The 18,734-nt window shown below is 59.1% G+C and carries 16 protein-coding genes; 10 read left to right on the forward strand and 6 right to left on the reverse strand.

All coding sequences use genetic code 11. From position 1 onward, the window contains the following. Positions 1–25 precede the first annotated feature (25 nt). The 8 genes from DW943_RS04965 to DW943_RS05000 all read left to right on the forward strand — a co-directional run bounded on the left by DW943_RS04965 (position 26) and on the right by DW943_RS05000 (position 7,845). Positions 26–730, forward strand: a complete 705-nt coding sequence (locus DW943_RS04965) for a zinc metallopeptidase (protein ID WP_117862333.1) — start codon at positions 26–28, stop codon at positions 728–730. Positions 731–845: 115 nt separating this feature from the next. Continuing rightward, positions 846–2,297, forward strand: coding sequence for an exodeoxyribonuclease VII large subunit (gene xseA / locus DW943_RS04970; protein ID WP_370448070.1), 1,452 nt, complete (start codon positions 846–848; stop codon positions 2,295–2,297). A gap of 42 nt (positions 2,298–2,339) precedes the next feature. Further along, positions 2,340–2,606 (forward strand): exodeoxyribonuclease VII small subunit, encoded by a 267-nt coding sequence (gene xseB, locus DW943_RS04975; RefSeq protein WP_006234311.1) that lies wholly within the window; start codon positions 2,340–2,342, stop codon positions 2,604–2,606. 49 nt (positions 2,607–2,655) lie between these two features. Continuing rightward, positions 2,656–2,991 carry a histidine triad nucleotide-binding protein gene (locus DW943_RS04980; protein ID WP_117862334.1) on the forward strand — a complete coding sequence of 112 codons (336 nt, stop codon included), beginning with the start codon at positions 2,656–2,658 and terminating at the stop codon, positions 2,989–2,991. Positions 2,992–3,032: 41 nt separating this feature from the next. Next, positions 3,033–3,923 carry a LysR family transcriptional regulator gene (locus tag DW943_RS04985; protein ID WP_117862335.1) on the forward strand — a complete coding sequence of 297 codons (891 nt, stop codon included), beginning with the start codon at positions 3,033–3,035 and terminating at the stop codon, positions 3,921–3,923. Between the two features lie 119 nt (positions 3,924–4,042). Continuing rightward, on the forward strand, positions 4,043–5,203 hold the full coding sequence (locus tag DW943_RS04990; protein WP_117862336.1) for an MFS transporter: 1,161 nt from the start codon (positions 4,043–4,045) through the stop codon (positions 5,201–5,203). Positions 5,204–5,323: 120 nt separating this feature from the next. Then, positions 5,324–6,502, forward strand: a complete 1,179-nt coding sequence (locus DW943_RS04995; protein WP_117583927.1) for an acetate/propionate family kinase — start codon at positions 5,324–5,326, stop codon at positions 6,500–6,502. 164 nt (positions 6,503–6,666) lie between these two features. Next, entirely contained in the window at positions 6,667–7,845 is a 1,179-nt protein-coding gene (locus DW943_RS05000) for an acetate/propionate family kinase (RefSeq protein ID WP_117862337.1), read from the forward strand. A 352-nt stretch (positions 7,846–8,197) separates the two neighbouring features. Here DW943_RS05000 and pta read toward each other — a convergent pair whose 3' ends face one another. Beyond that, complete coding sequence (gene pta / locus DW943_RS05005) at positions 8,198–9,178, reverse strand: phosphate acetyltransferase (RefSeq protein ID WP_089573084.1); 981 nt, start codon at positions 9,176–9,178, stop codon at positions 8,198–8,200. 231 nt (positions 9,179–9,409) lie between these two features. Between pta and glf the strand changes: the two genes are divergently transcribed. Then, the gene (gene glf, locus DW943_RS05010) at positions 9,410–10,612 is read left to right on the forward strand and encodes a UDP-galactopyranose mutase (protein WP_117862338.1); all 1,203 of its coding nucleotides are present in this window, start codon (positions 9,410–9,412) and stop codon (positions 10,610–10,612) included. Next, on the forward strand, positions 10,605–11,636 hold the full coding sequence (locus DW943_RS05015; RefSeq protein ID WP_117583931.1) for a glycosyltransferase family 2 protein: 1,032 nt from the start codon (positions 10,605–10,607) through the stop codon (positions 11,634–11,636). The genes glf and DW943_RS05015 overlap by 8 nt, the downstream gene beginning before the upstream one ends. 365 nt (positions 11,637–12,001) lie before the next feature. Here the strand turns inward: DW943_RS05015 and DW943_RS05020 are convergent, their stop codons facing one another. The 5 genes from DW943_RS05020 to ppk1 all read right to left on the reverse strand — a co-directional run bounded on the left by DW943_RS05020 (position 12,002) and on the right by ppk1 (position 18,166). Continuing rightward, positions 12,002–13,003 carry a P1 family peptidase gene (locus DW943_RS05020; RefSeq protein ID WP_117862339.1) on the reverse strand — a complete coding sequence of 334 codons (1,002 nt, stop codon included), beginning with the start codon at positions 13,001–13,003 and terminating at the stop codon, positions 12,002–12,004. 100 nt (positions 13,004–13,103) lie between these two features. Next, positions 13,104–13,685, reverse strand: coding sequence for a nucleoside triphosphate pyrophosphatase (locus DW943_RS05025; protein WP_117862340.1), 582 nt, complete (start codon positions 13,683–13,685; stop codon positions 13,104–13,106). Next, a complete protein-coding gene (locus DW943_RS05030) occupies positions 13,682–14,224 on the reverse strand; it encodes a DJ-1 family glyoxalase III (protein ID WP_055287259.1) in 543 nt (180 codons plus the stop codon). Before DW943_RS05030 ends, DW943_RS05025 begins: the two co-directional genes overlap by 4 nt. Positions 14,225–14,330: 106 nt before the next feature. Continuing rightward, complete coding sequence (gene rlmD / locus DW943_RS05035; protein WP_117862341.1) at positions 14,331–15,659, reverse strand: 23S rRNA (uracil(1939)-C(5))-methyltransferase RlmD; 1,329 nt, start codon at positions 15,657–15,659, stop codon at positions 14,331–14,333. A 98-nt stretch (positions 15,660–15,757) separates the two neighbouring features. After that, positions 15,758–18,166 carry a polyphosphate kinase 1 gene (gene ppk1 / locus DW943_RS05040; RefSeq protein ID WP_117862342.1) on the reverse strand — a complete coding sequence of 803 codons (2,409 nt, stop codon included), beginning with the start codon at positions 18,164–18,166 and terminating at the stop codon, positions 15,758–15,760. Positions 18,167–18,734: the final 568 nt, after the last annotated feature.

Here is an 18,734-nt window from a genome sequence, read left to right on the forward strand (position 1 = left end):
TGTAACTCGATTCGGAGGAATTCGCATGCCCTATTACTATGGATACGGCTTTGGCATCGACCCGCTGTACCTGCTGGTTGTTCTTGTCTGCACGGTGCTTGGCCTTGCCGCACAGAACTATATCAACTCGACGTACAAAACCTGGTCCAAGGTTCGCTCGGACGGCGATACGGGTGCCACGGTCGCTCGCCGCATGCTCGATGCCAACGGTTGTAGTGCCGTGGGTATCAAGGGTGTCGCTGGCGAGCTCACCGACCATTACAACCCGCAGGACAACAACCTGTATCTGTCGGATGCCAATCGTTCGGGCGGTTCGGTCGCAAGCGTTGCCGTCGCCTGCCACGAGGCGGGCCATGCCGCCCAGCGTCAAAGCGGCTATGCCATGATGAAGGTACGTACCGCCCTCGTGCCGGTCGTCAACTTTACCCAGAACACCTGGACCATCGTGTTGCTCTTGGGCCTGTTTATGAACATCGCGGGACTCACGACCCTCGCGCTGATCTTCTTCTCGTTTAGCGTGCTGTTCCAGCTCGTTACGCTGCCGGTCGAGATTGACGCCAGCCGCCGCGCCGTGGCGTATATCGAGCAGTCGGGCATGAGTTCCAAGCAGGTCAACGGTGCCAAGAAGGTGCTGACGGCCGCCGCGCTTACCTATATTGCCGCTGCGCTCACCTCGATTATTCAGCTGCTCTATCTTATGGCTCGCTACAACAGAAACTCCAACCGATAACAAATGGGACAGGCAGGCGCCGCGGGGATTCGTGTCCTCGCGGCGCTGTACTATGTGTTGGACTTGAATTTGCGCAGGGCCGGAGCCCTTGTGCACGATGACGAAAGGAGGCTGCGTGGCAGGCTGGAATCTAACCGGCAATGCCGTTTCCGCCGAGTTCGACGGTTCGGACGAGCAGGAGCGTAAGGAGCTCAGCGTGAGCCAGGCGGTAGAGATCGCCGCCGGTGCGCTCGATGCCATTCCGCAGCTGAGTGTCCTGGGCGAGGTCACGGGTTTCCGTGGTCCCAACGCCCGAAGCGGCCACTGCTACTTCCAGATTAAAGACGACTCGGCCGCCGTCGACTGCATCATCTGGAAGGGCGCCTACCTTAAGCGCACCTTCGACTTGCGCGACGGCATGCAGGTAAGCTTTAAGGGCAGCTTCAATCTCTACAAGCCTACGGGTCGCATGAGCTTCGTTGCCCGCTCGTTCTCGCTGGCGGGGGAGGGTCTGCTGCGTCAACAAGTGGCGCAACTGGCCGAAAAGCTACGCCGCGAGGGCCTGATGGACGAAGCGCGCAAGCGCCGCATCCCGGTGTTCTGCTCCCGCGTGGCGGTCGTCACCTCGCTTTCGGGTGCCGTAATCGACGACGTCAAGCGCACATTGCGTCGTCGCAACCCGCTTGTCGAGCTCGTCTGTGTGGGCGCCAAGGTTCAAGGCGAGGGTGCGCCGGCCGAGCTCATTGAGGGCTTGCGCCGCGCCGCTTCCATTACGCCGGCGCCCGACTGTATTTTGCTGGTGCGCGGCGGTGGCTCCTTTGAGGACCTCATGACCTTTAATGACGAGGAACTTGCCCGCGCGGTGGCGGCTTGTCCTGTGCCCGTGGTGACCGGCATTGGTCATGAGCCCGATACCTCGATCTGCGATATGGTGAGCGACCGTCGCGCCTCCACGCCCACGGCGGCGGCAGAATCGGTGGCGCCGGCTATGACGGAGTTGGCCGATGTGCTCGAGGCGCGCCATCAGCGTCTGGGTGCCGCGATGGCATCGATGATTGGGTCGGCCCAGGTCGACCTGGAGATGCTCGATCAGCGCGGTCGCCGTGCCTGGGATACCTATACGGCTCGCTTGGGCGATGCGCTCGATGCGGCTGCGTGTCGCCCGTGCCTCAACGACCCCACATTTATGGTCGACCGTCGCGAATCGGAGCTTGCGCTGACTGCCGATCGCCTGTCGGGCGCCATAGTACGCTCGGTCGGGACATTCCGCTCCAACTTTGAGCGCTTGCCCGAGCGTCTGATTACAAGCACCTCGGGGCTCGATGGTAAGCGCCATGCGCTCACGCTTGCGAGTTCCCGCCTAGAGCATCAAGGGCGCACGATGCTCAGCAAGCCAGCGTCCGACCTGAGCCGTGCGGCAGCGTCGCTCGATGCCCTGTCGCCGCTCAAAGTGCTTGCTCGCGGCTATTCCATCGCGTACAGCGATGATGGTGTGGCTACGAGTGCCAAGACCTTTAAGCCTGGCGACGCCATTCGCGTGCGCATGGCAGACGGCAACGTGGCAGCAACGGTCGATACGGTCGAGTAGACCGCGTTTCGCAGTGATAGACCCTTAGGAAAGGAAACAGATATGGCAGAGAAGACCCCGGTAGAGCAGCTTACGTACAAGCAGGCCTCGCAGGAGCTGGAGCTCATCATCCGCAGCCTGGAGTCGGGCGATATGGAGCTCGAGGAGTCGCTCGAGAGCTACACCCGCGGCGTCGAGCTCCTCAAAAGCCTGCGCACCCGCCTGTCCGATGCCGAGCAGAAGGTCTCGGTGCTCCTTAAGGACGTCGACGGCAACGACGTGCTCGCCGACGGCGAGGCCGCCAACACCGATGATAACCTTTCGTTCTAAGCATCTCGACCAAATATAATTACCTTGGTCTGTAAGAAAGGAACCAGCTATGTGCGATTGCATCTTCTGTAAAATTGCCAACCACGAGATCCCCTCGACCGTTGTCTATGAGGACGACCAGGTCATCGCCTTCGACGACCTCAACCCGCAGGCGCCGGTCCACACGCTCGTGATCCCTAAGAAGCACTACAGCGACATCGCCGACAGCGTGCCTGCCGAGACCATGGGCGCCATGGCCCACGCCATCCAGGAGGTCGCCAAGGCCAAGGGTCTGGAGGACGGTTTCCGCGTCATCTCCAACAAGGGCGTTAACGCCGGCCAGACCGTCATGCACTTCCACATGCACGTCCTCGGCGGCAAGAGCCTGGGCGAGAACCTCATCTGAGGACGCGTAGCCCGTCGACTTGGCTGCCTTTGGAGTAATCTATGCAGCTTTCTCAACTCGAATACCTTCAAGCGGTAGCGAACTATGGCGGCGTGCGCAAAGCAGCTCGCGCCGTTCATGTGAGTCCGCAGGCCGTTTCGTCGGCAATCAAAAAGTTGGAATCTGAGTATCAGATTGTTTTGCTCGACCGATCGGCGGGGGAGGCTGTTTTGTCTCCGGCGGGCAGAGAATTTGCACGTCGTGCACGCGTGATCTTGGCACAAGTCGACGATCTCAAAAAGTACGCTCAATCGAGGGGCGACGGCGTTTCGCCCGATGGCCACTTTCGTCTTTACGCCCCCTGCCTTCATGGACGGGGGCGCCTTTTTGCCGAAAAATGGTATGACTCGTTTGAACGCTCGCACCCTCAGATTCATCTTGATGTGTGGCATCAGCCAACGGCAACATGCTTTGAATCACTTATACTTGGAATTTCGGACGCGGCTATCTCATTCGAGGAACCACGGGACAGCGTCCTTTCTTCAAAATATTTGGGTGAAAAAGAGCTCAAGGTTCTTTCGTGCCCAGCGGGTCATCAATCTGTGGGCGCCATGACCATTCGCGAGTTACTGGGCGGCAGGTTAGCTGTTCCCATTAATTTGTCGCCCTGTCTCAATGCAATCAATCAATGCCCCGAAGCTCAGCTGGTTAATTTCCGCTTCCGCGACGTCGAATACGGAAACAGAGCGCAGGCTGAGTTTCTTCAAGCCGGGGGATTGATATTGGGTTTTTCTGGCTCTTCTCTCGCATCAGATGGATCGGAAGTGAGTGAGTGCTCCATTGAAGGTTCGCGTGATGTAACCTTGCCTATCTACTTTTGCTATCGGCAAAATTCCTGGACTGATCGACACCAGACGGTTTTTCTGCACCTATTGCGTCATCTTGCTTCGTGAAATTAATTGGCTTCGAGACGTCAAGTGATTATTGACGCCTTGTAACACATAGCTGACAGCTTTGCCCTCATGCTTTTCCAAGATTCCGATTTAGATTGCTGACTCTTGGAGGGCGGAGCATGAAAAACCGTACGGTTTTGCTTTATATGACGTTCGTTTTTCTGTCGAACTTCAGCACCATCTTGTATTTTCTAACTGTCTACCTTGAGTTCGTCGGATTCTCGATGGTGGCGATTTCTAGCATGATGATTGCATACCAAGTGAGCAAGTTCATTCTTGAGGTTCCTACTGGTTATATTGCTGACAGGTTTGGACGAAAAGTGAGCGGCCTCGTTGGCATTGTGGGAATGCTTGGGTACTACGTCGCCCTGCTTCTCGTCCGATCTCCTCTGCTTTTAATCGGTGCGTTCGCTCTCAAGGGTTTTGCCGTTGCATGTGTGAGCGGATCCATAGAAGCGATTTACATTGACAGCGTCTCTCAGGACCAGCTTGTAAGACTTAATGTCGTTGAGCGATTTGTTTTCTATGCCTCTTATGCCATCTCCGCTTGCGTGGGCGGTTTTATTTCGTCTGTCGGTGCATATCTCATTGGTCTTTCGGCAGATATCATCGCAATGGTGTTGACGTTGGTTGTCGTTGTCCGCATTCCTGAGATGCGAAGAGGGGGCACTGCGGCGACACCTGAGCGTGGGATTAGCCCGAAGATGATCGGTGCCGCTATTGCGGGTAATGGCATTCTTCGTTCAGCGTTCATCATGGACTGTTCTCAGGCATTTGCTTTTGTCGCCCTGGAAGACTTTTTCTCACTGCTGCTTGCGGGTTGCGGAATGAATGCCGTCGCTTCGGGTGTGACCATTGCGGTCCAGCTCCTTGCCTCGGCCTCCATGGGACTTATTGTGCCCTGTGCGATTGCTCATGTCGACAAGGGCCGCTTTGCGCGTATTTGCGGCATCGTGCGCCTTTTCCTGACAGCTTTGTTTTTGATTCCCCTTACTCCGGCTAATTTGCTGCCCGTGTTCTATGTGCTGCAGACGGTTGCGTACTCGTTATTTGCTCCAATTAAATACTCAATTTTTCAAAAAGCAGCCGATTCTTCGATGCGCTGTTCACTGATTTCGGTTCAAAGCCAGATGGTGGCGGTGGGCGCCATCCTTTTCTATCTGTTCAATGCTGTGTTGAGCAGCATCGCGGGCATTCGAGTCATATTGCTTGTCGCACTCGGAATCTCTTCTTTGGTGTATATCCCCGCGCTCTTTCGTCTTACAAGCCAAAGGACATGAGTATTTAGACACCGATAACTTATATATCAACGCAATAAACCCGAGCGCGAGGGCGTTTGGGTTTATTATTGAAGCGTATGTAACCTGGCGGCGCCACACCGCCTGTTAGTAGGGAGACACATGAACGTTCTGGTCGTCAACGCAGGATCTTCGACCCTTAAGTATCAGGTCATCGATACCAAGTCCCATAAGGTGTCCGCAAAGGGCTCCTGCGAGCGCGTCTGCTTTACCGGCGGCACCTTCACCCACGCTGCCAACGGCTCCAAGAAGGTGACCGAGAACATCGAGTTTCCCGACCACAAGGTCGCCATCGAGGTCGTCCTGAAGGACCTTGAGGCCAACGGCGTCAAGATCGAGGGTATCGGCCACCGTATCGTTCAGGGCGGTTGGTACTTCGGTGATTCCTCCCTCGTCGACGAGGACGTCCTCGCCAAGATCCGCGAGGTCGCTCCGCTCGCCCCGCTGCACAATAACCCCGAGGCCAACGTTATCGAGTACTGCCTGGAGCAGTATCCCGACCTGCCCAACGTCACGGTCTATGACACCGCTTTCCACTTCAACATGCCCGAGGTCGCCAAGACTTACGCTCTGCCCAAGGATGTTTGCGACAAGCTGCACATCCGTAAGTACGGCGCCCACGGCACCAGCTACCGCTACATCTCCAAGAAGGTCGCCGAGATGACCAACGGCGGGGCCCGCAAGGTCGTCGTGTGCCATATCGGCTCCGGCGCTTCCCTGTGCGCCATCGAGGACGGCAAGTGCATGGACACCACCATGGGCTTGACGCCGCTCGACGGCGTCATGATGGGCACCCGCTGCGGCTCCATCGACCCGGCTACCGTGTGCTACCTGCAGCGCGAGGGCGGCTACACCTTCGACGAGGTCGACGAGATGATGAACAAGAAGTCCGGCCTTTTGGCTGTGACCGGCGGCAAGACCAACGACTGCCGCAACGTCGAGGAGCTCGCTGCCGCTGGCGACCCCGAGGCTCAGCTCGCCTTCGACATGTTTGTCTACAAGATTGCCGCCAAGGCTGCCGAGATGGCCACTTCTATGTGCGGTATGGACACCCTGGTCTTTACCGCCGGCATCGGCGAGCACGCTCCGGCCGTCCGCGCCGGCGTTGCCGACCGTCTGGCCTTTATGGGCGTCAAGATGGATCATGCCCGCAACGCCCTGCGTGGTGACGGCGCTTGGTGCCTGTCTGCCAAGGATTCCAAGGTTAAGATTTTCGTTATCCCCACGGACGAGGAGTTCATGATCGCTTCCGACGTCGAGCGCATCGTCAACGGCAAGTAATTGCAAAAGGGGAGGGGCTGGACGACCGAGCGCCGTTCGGCCCCTCTTTTGTGCTCGTTGGGCGATATGCCTGATAGTTATTTATTAAGTTGTGATAACTTCTTATTAACATGCGGCCGCCTTAAGGGGTCTGCGCCGACCGTATCGCACTGCAAAGGAGTCTCATGAACGTACTTGTTGTCAACGCCGGTAGCTCAAGCCTTAAATATCAGCTTTTGGATACCGATACCCGCGAGGTTTTCGCCAAGGGCAACTGCGAACGTATCGGTTCGGACATGGGCATCTTTGGCCACTCCGAGAACGGTGGCGCCAAGCAAACCGAGGAGGTCCCCTTCCCGGACCACCGTTCGGCTATCGCACGTGTGCTCGAGGAGCTCGAGAAGACCGACTTTACGATCGATGGCATTGGGCATCGTATCGTTCAGGGTGGCTGGTACTTTGACGATTCCGCGGTCGTCGACGATGAGGTCATGGCTAAGATTCTCGAGGTGGCACCGCTTGCCCCGCTGCACAACTACGGCGAGGCAGCGGCAATCGAGTATTGTCGCGAGAAGTATCCGGAGCTGCCCAACGTGGCCGTCTTCGACACCTCGTTCCACATGACTATGCCCGAGGTCGCCTACACCTACGCCCTGCCTAAGGACGTGTGTGACAAGTATCACGTGCGCAAGTACGGCGCCCACGGTACGAGCCACCGCTATGAGTGGATGATGGCCAAGGAGATCCTGGGTTCGCGCTGCCACCGTCTGCTTTCGTGTCATCTGGGCAACGGCGCTTCGCTCGCCGCCATTGAGGACGGTGTATGCCGCGATACCACGATGGGCCTCACGCCGCTCGACGGCCTGATGATGGGCACCCGTTGTGGTTCCATTGACCCGGCTACCGTGTGCTACCTGCAGCGCGAGGGCGGCTACAGCTACCAGGAAGTCGATGACATGATGAACAAGCAGTCTGGTCTGCTTGCCATCTCGGGCATCTCCAACGACGCCCGTGACATCCGTACGCGCGCCTCCGAGGGCGACGAGCGCTGTCTGCTTGCCTTCGACATGTTTGCCTACAAGGCCATGCAGCAGGCTGGCTCCATGATCGCTTCCATGGCGGGCGTGGACACCATCACCTTTACCGCCGGCATCGGCGAGAACGACTGGTCGATCCGCAAGGCCTTCTGCGATTGCTTCGAGTGGCTGGGCGTGCGCATCGACAACAACAAGAACCGCGAGGCCGTGGGTAACGGCCCGCAGGTCATCAGCGCCGCCGGTTCCGCCGTCACGGTCATGGTCATCCCCACCGACGAGGAATACATGATCGCCCACGACGTCGAGCGTCTGACCGCGAATAACTAGTGCGTTCGCTTGCGATTGAACGAAAGGCCTCCTGAGCAGCAGCTCAGGAGGCCTTTTTGCTAGCAGGCGGAAATTCCAGTCCCAAAGTGATCATCACCAGTAACGCCTGCGCTCCCAGCAATGACACCCATCCATTCAGATCCTCAGCCCCAGCTCGTAGCCAAGCCGCCGTCCACTCCAGATGCTCTGAATGCTTCGTAGCAGTAGAAGGCCGTACGGGCTAACCCCTGAAAACATTCCGCAGACCAGAAACGCCCCCGTTCGTAGCTCCGAAGGAGCAGAACGGGGGCGTTTCATTGGTCGAGGACGTTTTCAGGGGTTAGCCCGTACGGCCTTCGGGCGAGTGCGTCCGCTACTCAGCCATCTGAGCCTGGACGGCGGTGATGGCTACGACACCCACGATGTCGTCGGCAGAGCAGCCGCGCGAAAGGTCGTTAACCGGCTTGGCGATGCCCTGCAGGATGGGGCCGTAAGCGTCGGCGCCAGCGAAGCGCTGGACCAGCTTGTAGCCGATGTTGCCGGCCTCGAGGTCGGGGAACACGAGCACGTTGGCCTTGCCGGCAACGGAGGAGCCGGGAGCCTTGAGCTGGGCGACGGTGGGGACGATAGCGGCATCGAGCTGCAGGTCGCCGTCGATGGCGAGCTCGGGAGCCTTCTCCTTGCAGAACTTCACGGCCTCCTGGACCTTCTTGGCGACCTCGCCGCCGGCGGAGCCCATGGTGGAGTAGGAGAGCATGGCCACGTGCGGCTCAACGTTGCCCATGAAGGTGGACCAGGAGTGAGCGGAGGCGATGGCGATCTCGGAGAGCTCGTCGGAGGACGGGTTGATGTTGAGGCCGCAGTCGGCGAAGATCAGCGTGCCGTCGGTGCCGAACTGCGGGGTGTCGGTGCACATCACGAAGAAGGCCGAGACCAGCTTGGTGCCCGGGGCGGTCTTGAGGATCTGAAGCGCGGGGCGCAGGGTGTCGGCGGTGGAGTGGCAGGCGCCGGAGACCAGGCCGTCGGCGTCGCCCATCTTGACCATCATGGTGCCAAAGTAGGTGGCGTCCATCACCTGGGCGCGAGCCTGCTCGATGGTAACGCCCTTCTTGGCGCGGAGCTCGGCAAACTTCTGTGCGTACTCCTCGTGCTTCTCGGCATTGCGCGGGTCGATGACGGTGGCGCCGGGAACGTTGATCTCGTTGGGATCGCCCAGGATGACGATGTTGGCCAGGCCTTCCTCGATGATCTTGTTGGCCGCGACGATGGTGCGCGGATCCTCGCCCTCGGGCAGGACGATGGTCTTAAGGTCGGCCTTGGCGGCAGACTTCATACGGTTTAGGAAATCGCTCATGTTACTCCTTGCAAGCGTTTCGCTAAGCTCCAGGCGCCCGGCTGTTCACGAATAAACCCGCTGCTAGCGGGTTTACCTTTCAATTATGTACGCCGCGGTGCTTGAGCTTTCCTTGTGTGGCAAGCTCATTATAGGACGCATTAGCGCTATAATCGCTCTGATAAATATGTCTCGAAGAATGTTCGAGAAAAGCCCAGCTAACGAGCCCGTGGCTTTTGACAAGGAGTATCGATGCAGATTACCTCAGGCCTGCCTGAAGGCTTTAACGCCGGCGCGTACGACATGATTGTCGTCGGTGCTGGATATGCCGGTGCCGTTTGCGCCCGCCGTCTTGCCGAGACTATCGGCTATCGTGTTGCCGTTTTGGAGCGCCGTAGCCACATTGCGGGCAATGCCTATGACTGCACTGACGAGGCCGGAATCCTGATCCACGAGTACGGTCCGCATATCTATCACACCTTTAACGAGCGTGTGCATAATTTCCTGTCGCGCTTTACCAAGTGGACGGATTATCAGCACAAGGTGCTCGCCAACATCAACGGTGCCCTTATGCCCGTGCCCTTCAACCATGCGAGTCTCAAGCTCGCCTTTGGTGATGAGCGCGGCGAGGAGCTGTATCAGAAGCTCGTGGAGACCTTTGGCAAGGATGTCAAGGTGCCCATTATGGAGCTGCGTAAGAAGAACGACCCCGACTTGGCCGAGGTCGCCGATTACGTCTACGAGAACGTCTTTTTGCATTACACCATGAAGCAGTGGGGTCAGACGCCCGACCAGATCGACCCGTCGATCACCGGCCGCGTTCCCGTCTTTGTGGGCGACGATGACCGCTACTTCCCGCAGGCTCCCTTCCAGGGTATGCCGCAGGACGGCTACACGGCGTTGTTCGAGCATATGCTCGACCACGACCTGATCGACGTGTTCTGCGACGTGGACGCCCGCGATCTCTTTGAGATCGACGAGACCACCGTCAAGATCGGTGGCAAGGTCTACGGCGGCGAGATCGTTTATACCGGTCCGCTCGATGAGCTGTTCAACCTCGACCTGGGCGCTCTTCCGTACCGTACGCTCGACATGAAGTTCGAGACGCTCGATATGGATCAGTTCCAGCCCGTGGGCACCGTCAACTACACCACGAGCGAGGACTACACGCGCATTACCGAGTTCAAGAACATGACTGGTCAGGTCCTGCCCGGCAAGACCACCATCATGAAGGAGTACTCCAAGGCCTATACGCCCGGCTCGGGCGAGACGCCGTATTACGCCATTCTTGAGCCCGAGAACCGTGAGCTCTATGAGCGCTATCTTGAGCGCGTCCAGAACCTGACAAACTTCCACCCGGTGGGTCGTCTGGCCGAGTATCGTTACTACGATATGGATGCCGTGACCAATTCCGCCCTCGATCTTTCGGATGAGATTATCGCCTGCCATGCATAAAGTCATAACATTCGGTATTCCCTCGTATAACGCCGCTAAGGACATGGACCATTGCATCACCTCCATCTTGGAGGGGAGCAATTATGCCACCGATATCGAGATTATCGTGGTGGACGACGGCTCCAAGGATGAGACGGCCGCCAAGGCCGACGAGTGGGAGGCCCGTTATCCTGGAATCATCCGCGCGGTGCACCAGGAGAATGGCGGCCACGGTATTGCCGTCCTTTCGGGTCTGCGCGAGGCGCAGGGCACCTACTACAAGGTTGTCGACTCGGACGACTGGCTTGACGGCGCTGCCCTTTCGACCATGCTGTCGATTCTGCGCGGCTTTGAAGAGCGCGACCAGCGCGTTGACCTGTTTATCTCGAACTACGTGTACGAGAAGGTTTACGAGGGTACGCATACGGCCATTGGTTACAAGTTTGCCCTGCCTCGAAAAAAGATCTTTACCTGGGACCAGATCGGCCATTTCCGTTTGGACCAGAATCTGCTCATGCACAGCCTGTGCTATCGCACGGATGTGCTGCGCGAGTCCAACCTGCCCATGCCGCCGCACACGTTCTATGTGGACAACATCTACGCCTACGTGCCGCTGCCGCGTTGCAAGACCATGTACTACGCCGACATCGACCTCTATCGCTACTTTATCGGTCGCGAGGGCCAGAGTGTCAACGAGGCCACGATGGTCAAGCGTCTGGACCAGCAGTTCCGTGTTACGCGTATCATGATGGAGTCGTACCACCTGTACAGCGATGTCGAGTCGTCGCGTCTGCGTTCGTACATGATGGGCTACTTCACCATGATGATGGCGATCTGCTCGGTGCTCACCAAGCTTTCCGACGAGGATTGTGCCGATGAGCGTCTGAAGACGCTGTGGAATGATTTGAAGGCCTATGACGAGCGTATGTATCGTCGTGCACGTTACGGTGTGGTCGGCTTCTTCACTAACCTCCGCGGTCGTGCCGGAGACAAAACCACACTCGGCCTATACCGTCTTGCCTCAAAGATCTTCAAATTCAACTAGGGCAGAAACGCTCGGGTAACGGGGGCCCCTGGTCCTTAACTTGCTACTTCGAACAGTCCTGCGCAAGACGGAGGCGCCACTGGCGCCTCCTTTGCGTGCGGAACTCGTATCAAGTTAAGGACCAGGGGTCCTCTGCTATGCCTCGCTTTATGTCAGACAGCTGAATTTGAAGATATTGGACGCGCGGTACACAGGGGCCTGGGCTGAAAAGATTTTGGTTGGTAGTCGGCCGGAGGCGGGCGGGCATTACGTTTGTCGCGAGTTCCGCATGCAAAGAAGGCCACTTAATGTGGCCTTCGTCTTGCATAGGACTGTAGAGCAGCAAACGTAATGCCCGCCCGCCTCCGGCCGACGGTCGAGTGAGATTACTTTGCGGCGCCGGGGATGCCGTGGGAGGTTTTAGCGGTTTTGGCTCCGTTTACGATGGCGGTTTGCAAAGCCCTTACGGCGAGCATGCCCAGCAGGTCTAGGGGAACGGCGGCGCTTGCCTGGGCGCCCAGTTTGCCGCTGGCGAGGGTGTAGATGGTGTCGCCGTCGTTGGTGGTGTGCGTGGGACGGATGGCGTGTGCGTAGGCGTCTGCGGCCATTTGGGAGACCTTGGTGGCCTGGGCCTTAGTGAGCTCCATGTTGGTGACGATGCAGCTGATGGTGGTGTTGGTGCGGTCGAGCGGCATCTGCATGGATCCGGCGGCGGCAAAGGCTGCGAGTTCCATATCGACGATTTGGTCGCTATCGGCTGAGGCGCGCATGCCGGCGACCCACTCGCCGGTGAGGGGGTCGACAACGTTGCCGCAGGCGTTGACGGAAACCACGGCGCCTACCTTAACGGGACCGAGCGCCACGGCGGCAGCGCCAAGGCCGGCCTTCATGCAGGTGGCAGGGCCCATGAGCTTACCTACGGTGGCACCGGTGCCGGCGCCCACATTGCCTTGCTCGAGCGTGGTGGGGGTGTTGTCGAGTGCCTCGCGCACGGCGGCGATGCCGGCCTCTATGTCGGGGCGTACGGTGGGGTCGCCAAAGGCAAGGTCGAAGATACAGCTGGAGCACACGATGGGCACCTGCGTGGGGCCGACGGATAGACCAATGCTGCGGCTCTCGAGTTCGCGAGCGACGCCGCTTGCAGCCTCGAGGCCAAAGGCCGATCCGCCCGAAAGGCAGACGGCGTGAACCTTGTCGACGGTGTTCTCGGGTCGCAGCAGGTCGGTTTCGCGCGATGCTGGAGCACCGCCGCGAACGTCAACGCCGCCGGTGGCACCCTCGGGCGCCACGATTACGGTGCAGCCGGTGCCAGCCTCCTCGTCCGTATAGTTGCCAAAGCAAAAGCCATCGACATTGCAAACATCGATGGCTTCGAGCAGTGTGTCCATGTTTTCTCCTATCGGTTTTCCGCCGGGCCTTATGCCCGGTCGGGATCCGTACGGTACGGCAAAATTGTAGGCGCTGGGGGATAACCAGCGCCAGATGCAATTACGAGAGTTTTTGAATCGCGCGTGCGACGCGAGCGATGGGCAAGCCCACCACGTTGTAGAAGTCACCCGAAATATCGTGCACAAGCATGCGGCCGCCTGTGCCTTGGATGCCGTAGGCCCCGGCCTTGTCCATGGGTTCGCCGGAGGCAACATAGCGCTCGATCTGCTCTTCGGTAAGCTCATAGAACGTCACGTCGGTCACATCGACAAACGACAGGCTCTCGGCGGCATGCGGAGCGGCCGTGTCGCCTGCCTTAACGATGCAGACGCCGGTTGCGACCTGGTGCGTGCGGCCCGAAAGCTCGCGGAGCATGGTGCGCGCCTCGTCCTCGGTTGCCGGCTTGCCCAGAATCTTACCATCGAAGGTGACAATAGTATCGGCCGCGACGGTCAGTTCGTTGGGCTCGGCATGCTCGGCGGCAACGGAGGCGGCTTTGGCGCGTGCTAAGCGTTCAACGAGCGTAAGCGGGGCCTCGCCATCAAAAGGCGTTTCGTCGATATCTGCGGGAATCACGCGAATGTCATAGCCTGCCTCGCGCATCAACTCGATGCGGCGCGGTGATTGCGAAGCCAAAATCATAGCTGAATGCCCTCGGCGACCTTCTCGACGGCCTTGTCGCCGGCGAGCGTGCGCAGCAGCTCAAGCGCAAAGGGGAGCGACTGGGCCATGCCGCTGGCGGTGATGATGTTGCCGTCTTGCGTAACCTTCTCGCCGGTATAGGCGCCTTCGGGGAAGCTTTTCTCAAAGCCAGGGAAGCACGTGGCGTGGCGCCCCTCGAGTAGGTCGAGCTCGCCCAGGATAAACGGGGCGGCGCAGATGGCGGCAACGTGCTTGGTCGCGGCGAACTCGCAGACCACGTCGCAGACGCGCTGATCGGCACGCAGGTTGGTGGCACCGGGCAAGCCGCCGGGCAGCACGACGCAGTCGTACTCGTCAAAGTTGATCTCATCAAAGAGCGCATCGCAGGTCACGGGGATCTGCAGCGAGCTTACGACCTCACGTGTGGGCATAATCGAGACGAGCGTGGCACGCACACCGCCGCGACGCATGACATCGACCATGGTCAAGCATTCAATAGTTTCAAAGCCATCGGCGGCGAGAACGGCAACGCTGGGCATGAGGGTTCCTTTCATAGGCGGCATACAATTAGCCGTCTTATACCCCGAAGACCTCCGCTTGCCACGCTCGATTTCCCAATGATTTTTCTGAGCAATGATTAAGTGGCTAGTTGCGCCTAAGGTGGACGACGGTCTCGCAGTGGAAGGTTTGTGGGAACAGGTCGACTGGCGTGATCTTGACGGGGGAGAAGGTGCCTTCTTCGACAAAGCGTTTGAGATCGCGCGCCAGGGTGGCCGGGTCGCAGCTCACGTAGGCGACATCGCGAGCACTCGTGCTGGCGATAAGGTCGATCGCCTCGGGGGCGAGGCCTGCGCGCGGCGGGTCGACCACCAAGACGTCGGCATCCTGGTCGGGGAACTCGCGCACCGCGTCTCCGCCAATGACGTCGACGTTATCAAGCTTGTTGATCTCCAGGTTACGGCGCAGGTCGCGCACGGCTGGGCCGTAGGCCTCGACGGCGGCGACGAAGTCGCAGCGGCGGGCGAGCGGCAGGGTAAAGGTTCCGGCGCCGCAGTACAGGTCCACGGCAAGCTCGTCTTCTTGCGGGTCGAGCGCTTCCATGACAAGCTCGATCAAAATCTCGGCACCCTTGGTGTTGACCTGGAAAAAAGACGGGGCAGACAAGCGCATCTGACCCTCGGCGATATTCTCGGTCCATGAGCCCTCTCCGGCGAGCATCTCAACCTTGGAGACGCGGCGGGCCTTCTTTTCACCCTTGCTCATAACGCGCACTATGCTCGTGGGATGAGCGGCGTCCGCCAGCACGCGGGAGACCTGCGAGCGCGGAAAAGAGCCTGTTGGCGTCCAGAGTGCGACCTCGAGTGCCTTGGTACGGCGCGATGCACGAATGCCCACGCGTTCGAGTCCCAAGTCATGGCTGCCGCTTAGATAGTTGAGTGCGCCGACGACCGATTTGAGCGCCTTGGGAAAACGTTTATCGAACAGCGGGCACGCATCGACGGTCACGATTTTGCTGGGGTCGACACCGTGCATGCCAAGGCGCACGCGACCGTTGACGACGGTCGGTTCGAGCTCGATTTTATTGCGGTAGCCCCAGTCGTCCTTGGTGTGGCAGATGGGCTGCACCAGCTCGTCGACTTGCTCAGGGCTGAACTTGCCGATGCGCTCGAGCGTGGAGCGCAGGTTTTGCTCCTTGGCGGCGAGCTGTGCCGTGCGTGAGAGATTGCCCCACGAGCAGCCGCCGCAGATGCCCACGTAGGGGCAGGGGGGCTGAATGCGATCGGGGCTCGGCTCCAGAATCTCGGTCGTGCGGGCGCGCATGAACGACTTGCCGTCCTGTACGACCTCGGCCTCGACGGTGTCGCCTGCCACGGCGCCCTGCACAAAGACGGCCTTGCCGTTGTCGGCGTGCGCCAGCCCGTCGGCGCCGTAGGTCATCGATTCTATAGTGAGCTTCATATCCCTGCCTGTCATTCGTGTTGTTGCTCGCACCATGGTAGCAGGGAAAAGCGCCCCGCATCCGAGGCTTTCCTCAAATGCGGGGCGCTTCTACAAACTGCTTCTACAAACGACTATTTCGTCTTGCCGGTAATGAGCGTCTTAAGACCCAGGCCGATCAGGCCCAGGCCCATGCGCACACGACCGGGGCGATGGCGCTCAATGGCCTTGGTCTTGCCGGCGGGCTTATCGCGACGGGTGCTCGTCTCGGGTGCGGGCTTAGCTGCCTGCGGCTCGGGCTGAGGTGCAGGTGCGGGCTCGGGCTCAATGACGGTCGCCTGGACCTTCTGAACCTCGGGTGTGGCCGGCTGCGGCTTAGGAGCAGGGGCGGGCTTTGCCTCAATGACGGGCTCGGGCGCGGCCTCGGCGTTGCGGTAGGCACGCTCCAGCAGGGCTTCCTGCGAGTTGAAGGGTTTCTCACCCTCTGCGCGCTCCACGGGGACCCAGGTGCCGTCGCTCGTGAGGCTGCGGGCCTTCACGTTGTCGCGCAGCTGCATGCCCATGTACTCGTGCACCAGGGCGCGGCAGGTGGGGTCGAGCACGGGGAAGGCGATCTCCACGCGGTGCTCGGTGTTGCGCGTCATCATGTCGGCCGAGCTCAGATAGATCATGTCCGAGTCCACGCCAAAGGCGTAAACGCGCGCATGCTCCAAAAAGCGTCCGACGATAGAACGGACATGCACGTTCTCGGTCTTGCCAGGAACGCCCGGCTTGAGGCACGAGATGCCGCGGATGATCATGTCCACGCGGACTCCTGCGCACGATGCCTCGGCGATCTTGTCGATGACCTCGCGGTCGGTGAGCGAGTTGAGTTTAAAGAACACGCGGGCGGGCTCGCCGGCGAGGGCGCGCTGGATCTCGCGGTCAAGCCCGCGCATGATGAGCGGTTTCAGTCCGACGGGCGCCACACCCAGGAAGCGGTAATCGCCGCGCAGGTTGCCCAGCGACAGGTTGCGGAAGAACAGGTTGGCGTCCTCGCCGATGCCGGGGTGAGCGGTCATGAGCATAAAGTCGCTGTAGAGTTTGGCCGTCTTCTCGTTAAAGTTGCCGGTGCCCAGCAGCGTCAGGCGCGTTAGCGCCATGCCCTCGCGATAGGTGAGCTGGCAGATCTTGGAGTGGCACTTAAAGCCCTCGGAGCCGTAGATGACGGTGCAGCCGGCCTCTTCCAGGCGCTCGGCCCACTCGATGTTGTTCTGCTCGTCAAAGCGCGCGCGGAGCTCCATGAGCACCGTGACCTCTTTGCCGTTCTCGGCGGCATCGATCAGTGACTCGCACAGGCGGCTCTGCTTGGCCACGCGGTAGAGCGTGATGCGCAGTGAGATGCACTCGGGGTCGTAGGCGGCCTCGTGCACCAGATCCAGGAAGGGGTTCATGGCCTCATAGGGATAAAAGAGCAGCTTGTCGTGCTGAAGTACCTGCTCGCGGATGGAGCGGGTCATATCGATGGTGGGGTTGGGCTGCGGCTTAAACGGCGTAAAGAGCAGCTCGTTGCGCAGGTGCTCGGGAATCTTACTCTCAATGCCAAAGACGTAGCCCAGGTCGAGCGGGATATCGCAGGTAAAGACAGAGCGGCGCGAAAGCTCGAGCGCCTTGCGGATGGTCTTGAGCGTCGCCTTCTCGAGCGACCCCGAGACCGCGAGCACTACCGGCTGCAGACGCAGGCGCTTCTTGAGGATGCGCTTCATGTGCTGGCGGTAGTCCTCTTCCTCTTCGACGCCCTCGCCGTCCGGATCGATGTCGGCGTTGCGGGTGACGCGGATGAGCGCGCGGTCGAGTGGCTTGTAGGAGCCAAAGCAGCTGTCCAGGCAGGCGAGGATGACGTCCTCGAGCAAGATGTAGGAGTAGGTGCCGGTGGGCGAGGGGATCTCGACCACGCGGTTCATCGAGGCGGGAATCTCGATTAGGCCCAGCAGACTTTCCTCGTCGGTGACGCCGTCCAGGCCGCAGGCCAGATAGAGTGCGCCGTTGCGCAGGTTGGGGAAGGGATGGCGCGGGTCAATGACCAACGGCGAGATGACCGGCGACACGTAGGCCTGGAAGTAACGGGTTACAAAGGTGCGCTCCTCGGGCGTAAGCGAATCGATGCAGGCGCGGTGAACGCCTAGGATGTCGAGCTTGCCCTCGATGCTCTTAAAGATGGACTCCCATCGGGTAAGGAGCCCGGGCATTTCGGTCATGACAGCATCGACCTGTTCGGAGGCGGTCATATTGCTCTTGTTGTCGACAGGCTGTTTTTTGAGCTCCGCCAGATCGGACAGGCCGCCCACGCGTACCATGAGAAACTCGTCGAGGTTAGACTCGAAAATCGACACGAACTTTAGACGCTCGAACAGCGGAACGGTCTCGTCGAAGGCTTCGTCAAGCACACGGTTATCAAAGCGCAGCCAGCTGAGCTCTCGGTTCTGCGTGTACGAGAAGTCGCGCGGCGGTTTGCGCAGCTTTGCGGCGGCTTGCTTTTTTTCGATTTTGCTCGGCATATGCATCTGTCCGTTCAGTCCCCGCAGGGGACGGTTGCCTAACACTATTCACTATTGTCTCAATTTAGTCGACTTGTGGCACGGACGTATTGTGCGAACGGTATCTTAACCTACTTCTTACGCTGTCAAGCCATAGAGCTGACGCCCGTCGCGTTGCGAAAAACGGTCTAGATCCTCACTCAACTGCTGAGTATGTGTGAATAAGAATGATAGATAGCTGAATATCATCGAATACAGGCAGAAACACGAACAAGCGTCATTTATATACATAAAACCGTTGTAGATATGCAATTCTTAATCGAAAGATTGGAGTTGTAATTGCGAATGATTTTTGAGAAAAAAGAGCGTTTACCTTAGAAAAGCTACTTTAGAACGCCGAAGTGCATTATGGGGGAATCATATTCGATATACCGTTCATCGAACTTTGTTGACCGTTCGGGGGCGAGGTGGAATTGCGGTTGGAATTTGGATATAACTAGAGCTGTCAGCAAGCAGCACCCGTTACGGAAGGGTGCTGAGAGATTCGGCCGAAAGGCCCGAAAGAAAGGTAGGAGGCCATGACGAAAGGTCTGCA

Origin of the sequence: Collinsella sp. AM44-11, from assembly GCF_003467145.1 — a bacterium.
GTDB lineage: Bacteria > Actinomycetota > Coriobacteriia > Coriobacteriales > Coriobacteriaceae > Collinsella.

Bases quoted from the DNA above. Each gene is read 5' to 3' on its own strand.
- DW943_RS05025 (WP_117862340.1), bottom strand. From the start codon at position 13,685: ATGATTTTGGCTTCGCAATCACCGCGCCGCATCGAGTTGATGCGCGAG.
- DW943_RS05015 (WP_117583931.1), top strand. From the start codon at position 10,605: ATGCATAAAGTCATAACATTCGGTATTCCCTCGTATAACGCCGCTAAG.
- DW943_RS04995 (WP_117583927.1), top strand. From the start codon at position 5,324: ATGAACGTTCTGGTCGTCAACGCAGGATCTTCGACCCTTAAGTATCAG.
- ppk1 (WP_117862342.1), bottom strand. From the start codon at position 18,166: ATGCATATGCCGAGCAAAATCGAAAAAAAGCAAGCCGCCGCAAAGCTG.
- pta (WP_089573084.1), bottom strand. From the start codon at position 9,178: ATGAGCGATTTCCTAAACCGTATGAAGTCTGCCGCCAAGGCCGACCTT.
- DW943_RS04990 (WP_117862336.1), top strand. From the start codon at position 4,043: ATGAAAAACCGTACGGTTTTGCTTTATATGACGTTCGTTTTTCTGTCG.
- DW943_RS04980 (WP_117862334.1), top strand. From the start codon at position 2,656: ATGTGCGATTGCATCTTCTGTAAAATTGCCAACCACGAGATCCCCTCG.
- rlmD (WP_117862341.1), bottom strand. From the start codon at position 15,659: ATGACAGGCAGGGATATGAAGCTCACTATAGAATCGATGACCTACGGC.
- glf (WP_117862338.1), top strand. From the start codon at position 9,410: ATGCAGATTACCTCAGGCCTGCCTGAAGGCTTTAACGCCGGCGCGTAC.
- DW943_RS05020 (WP_117862339.1), bottom strand. From the start codon at position 13,003: ATGGACACACTGCTCGAAGCCATCGATGTTTGCAATGTCGATGGCTTT.
- DW943_RS04985 (WP_117862335.1), top strand. From the start codon at position 3,033: ATGCAGCTTTCTCAACTCGAATACCTTCAAGCGGTAGCGAACTATGGC.
- DW943_RS05030 (WP_055287259.1), bottom strand. From the start codon at position 14,224: ATGCCCAGCGTTGCCGTTCTCGCCGCCGATGGCTTTGAAACTATTGAA.
- DW943_RS05000 (WP_117862337.1), top strand. From the start codon at position 6,667: ATGAACGTACTTGTTGTCAACGCCGGTAGCTCAAGCCTTAAATATCAG.
- DW943_RS04965 (WP_117862333.1), top strand. From the start codon at position 26: ATGCCCTATTACTATGGATACGGCTTTGGCATCGACCCGCTGTACCTG.
- xseB (WP_006234311.1), top strand. From the start codon at position 2,340: ATGGCAGAGAAGACCCCGGTAGAGCAGCTTACGTACAAGCAGGCCTCG.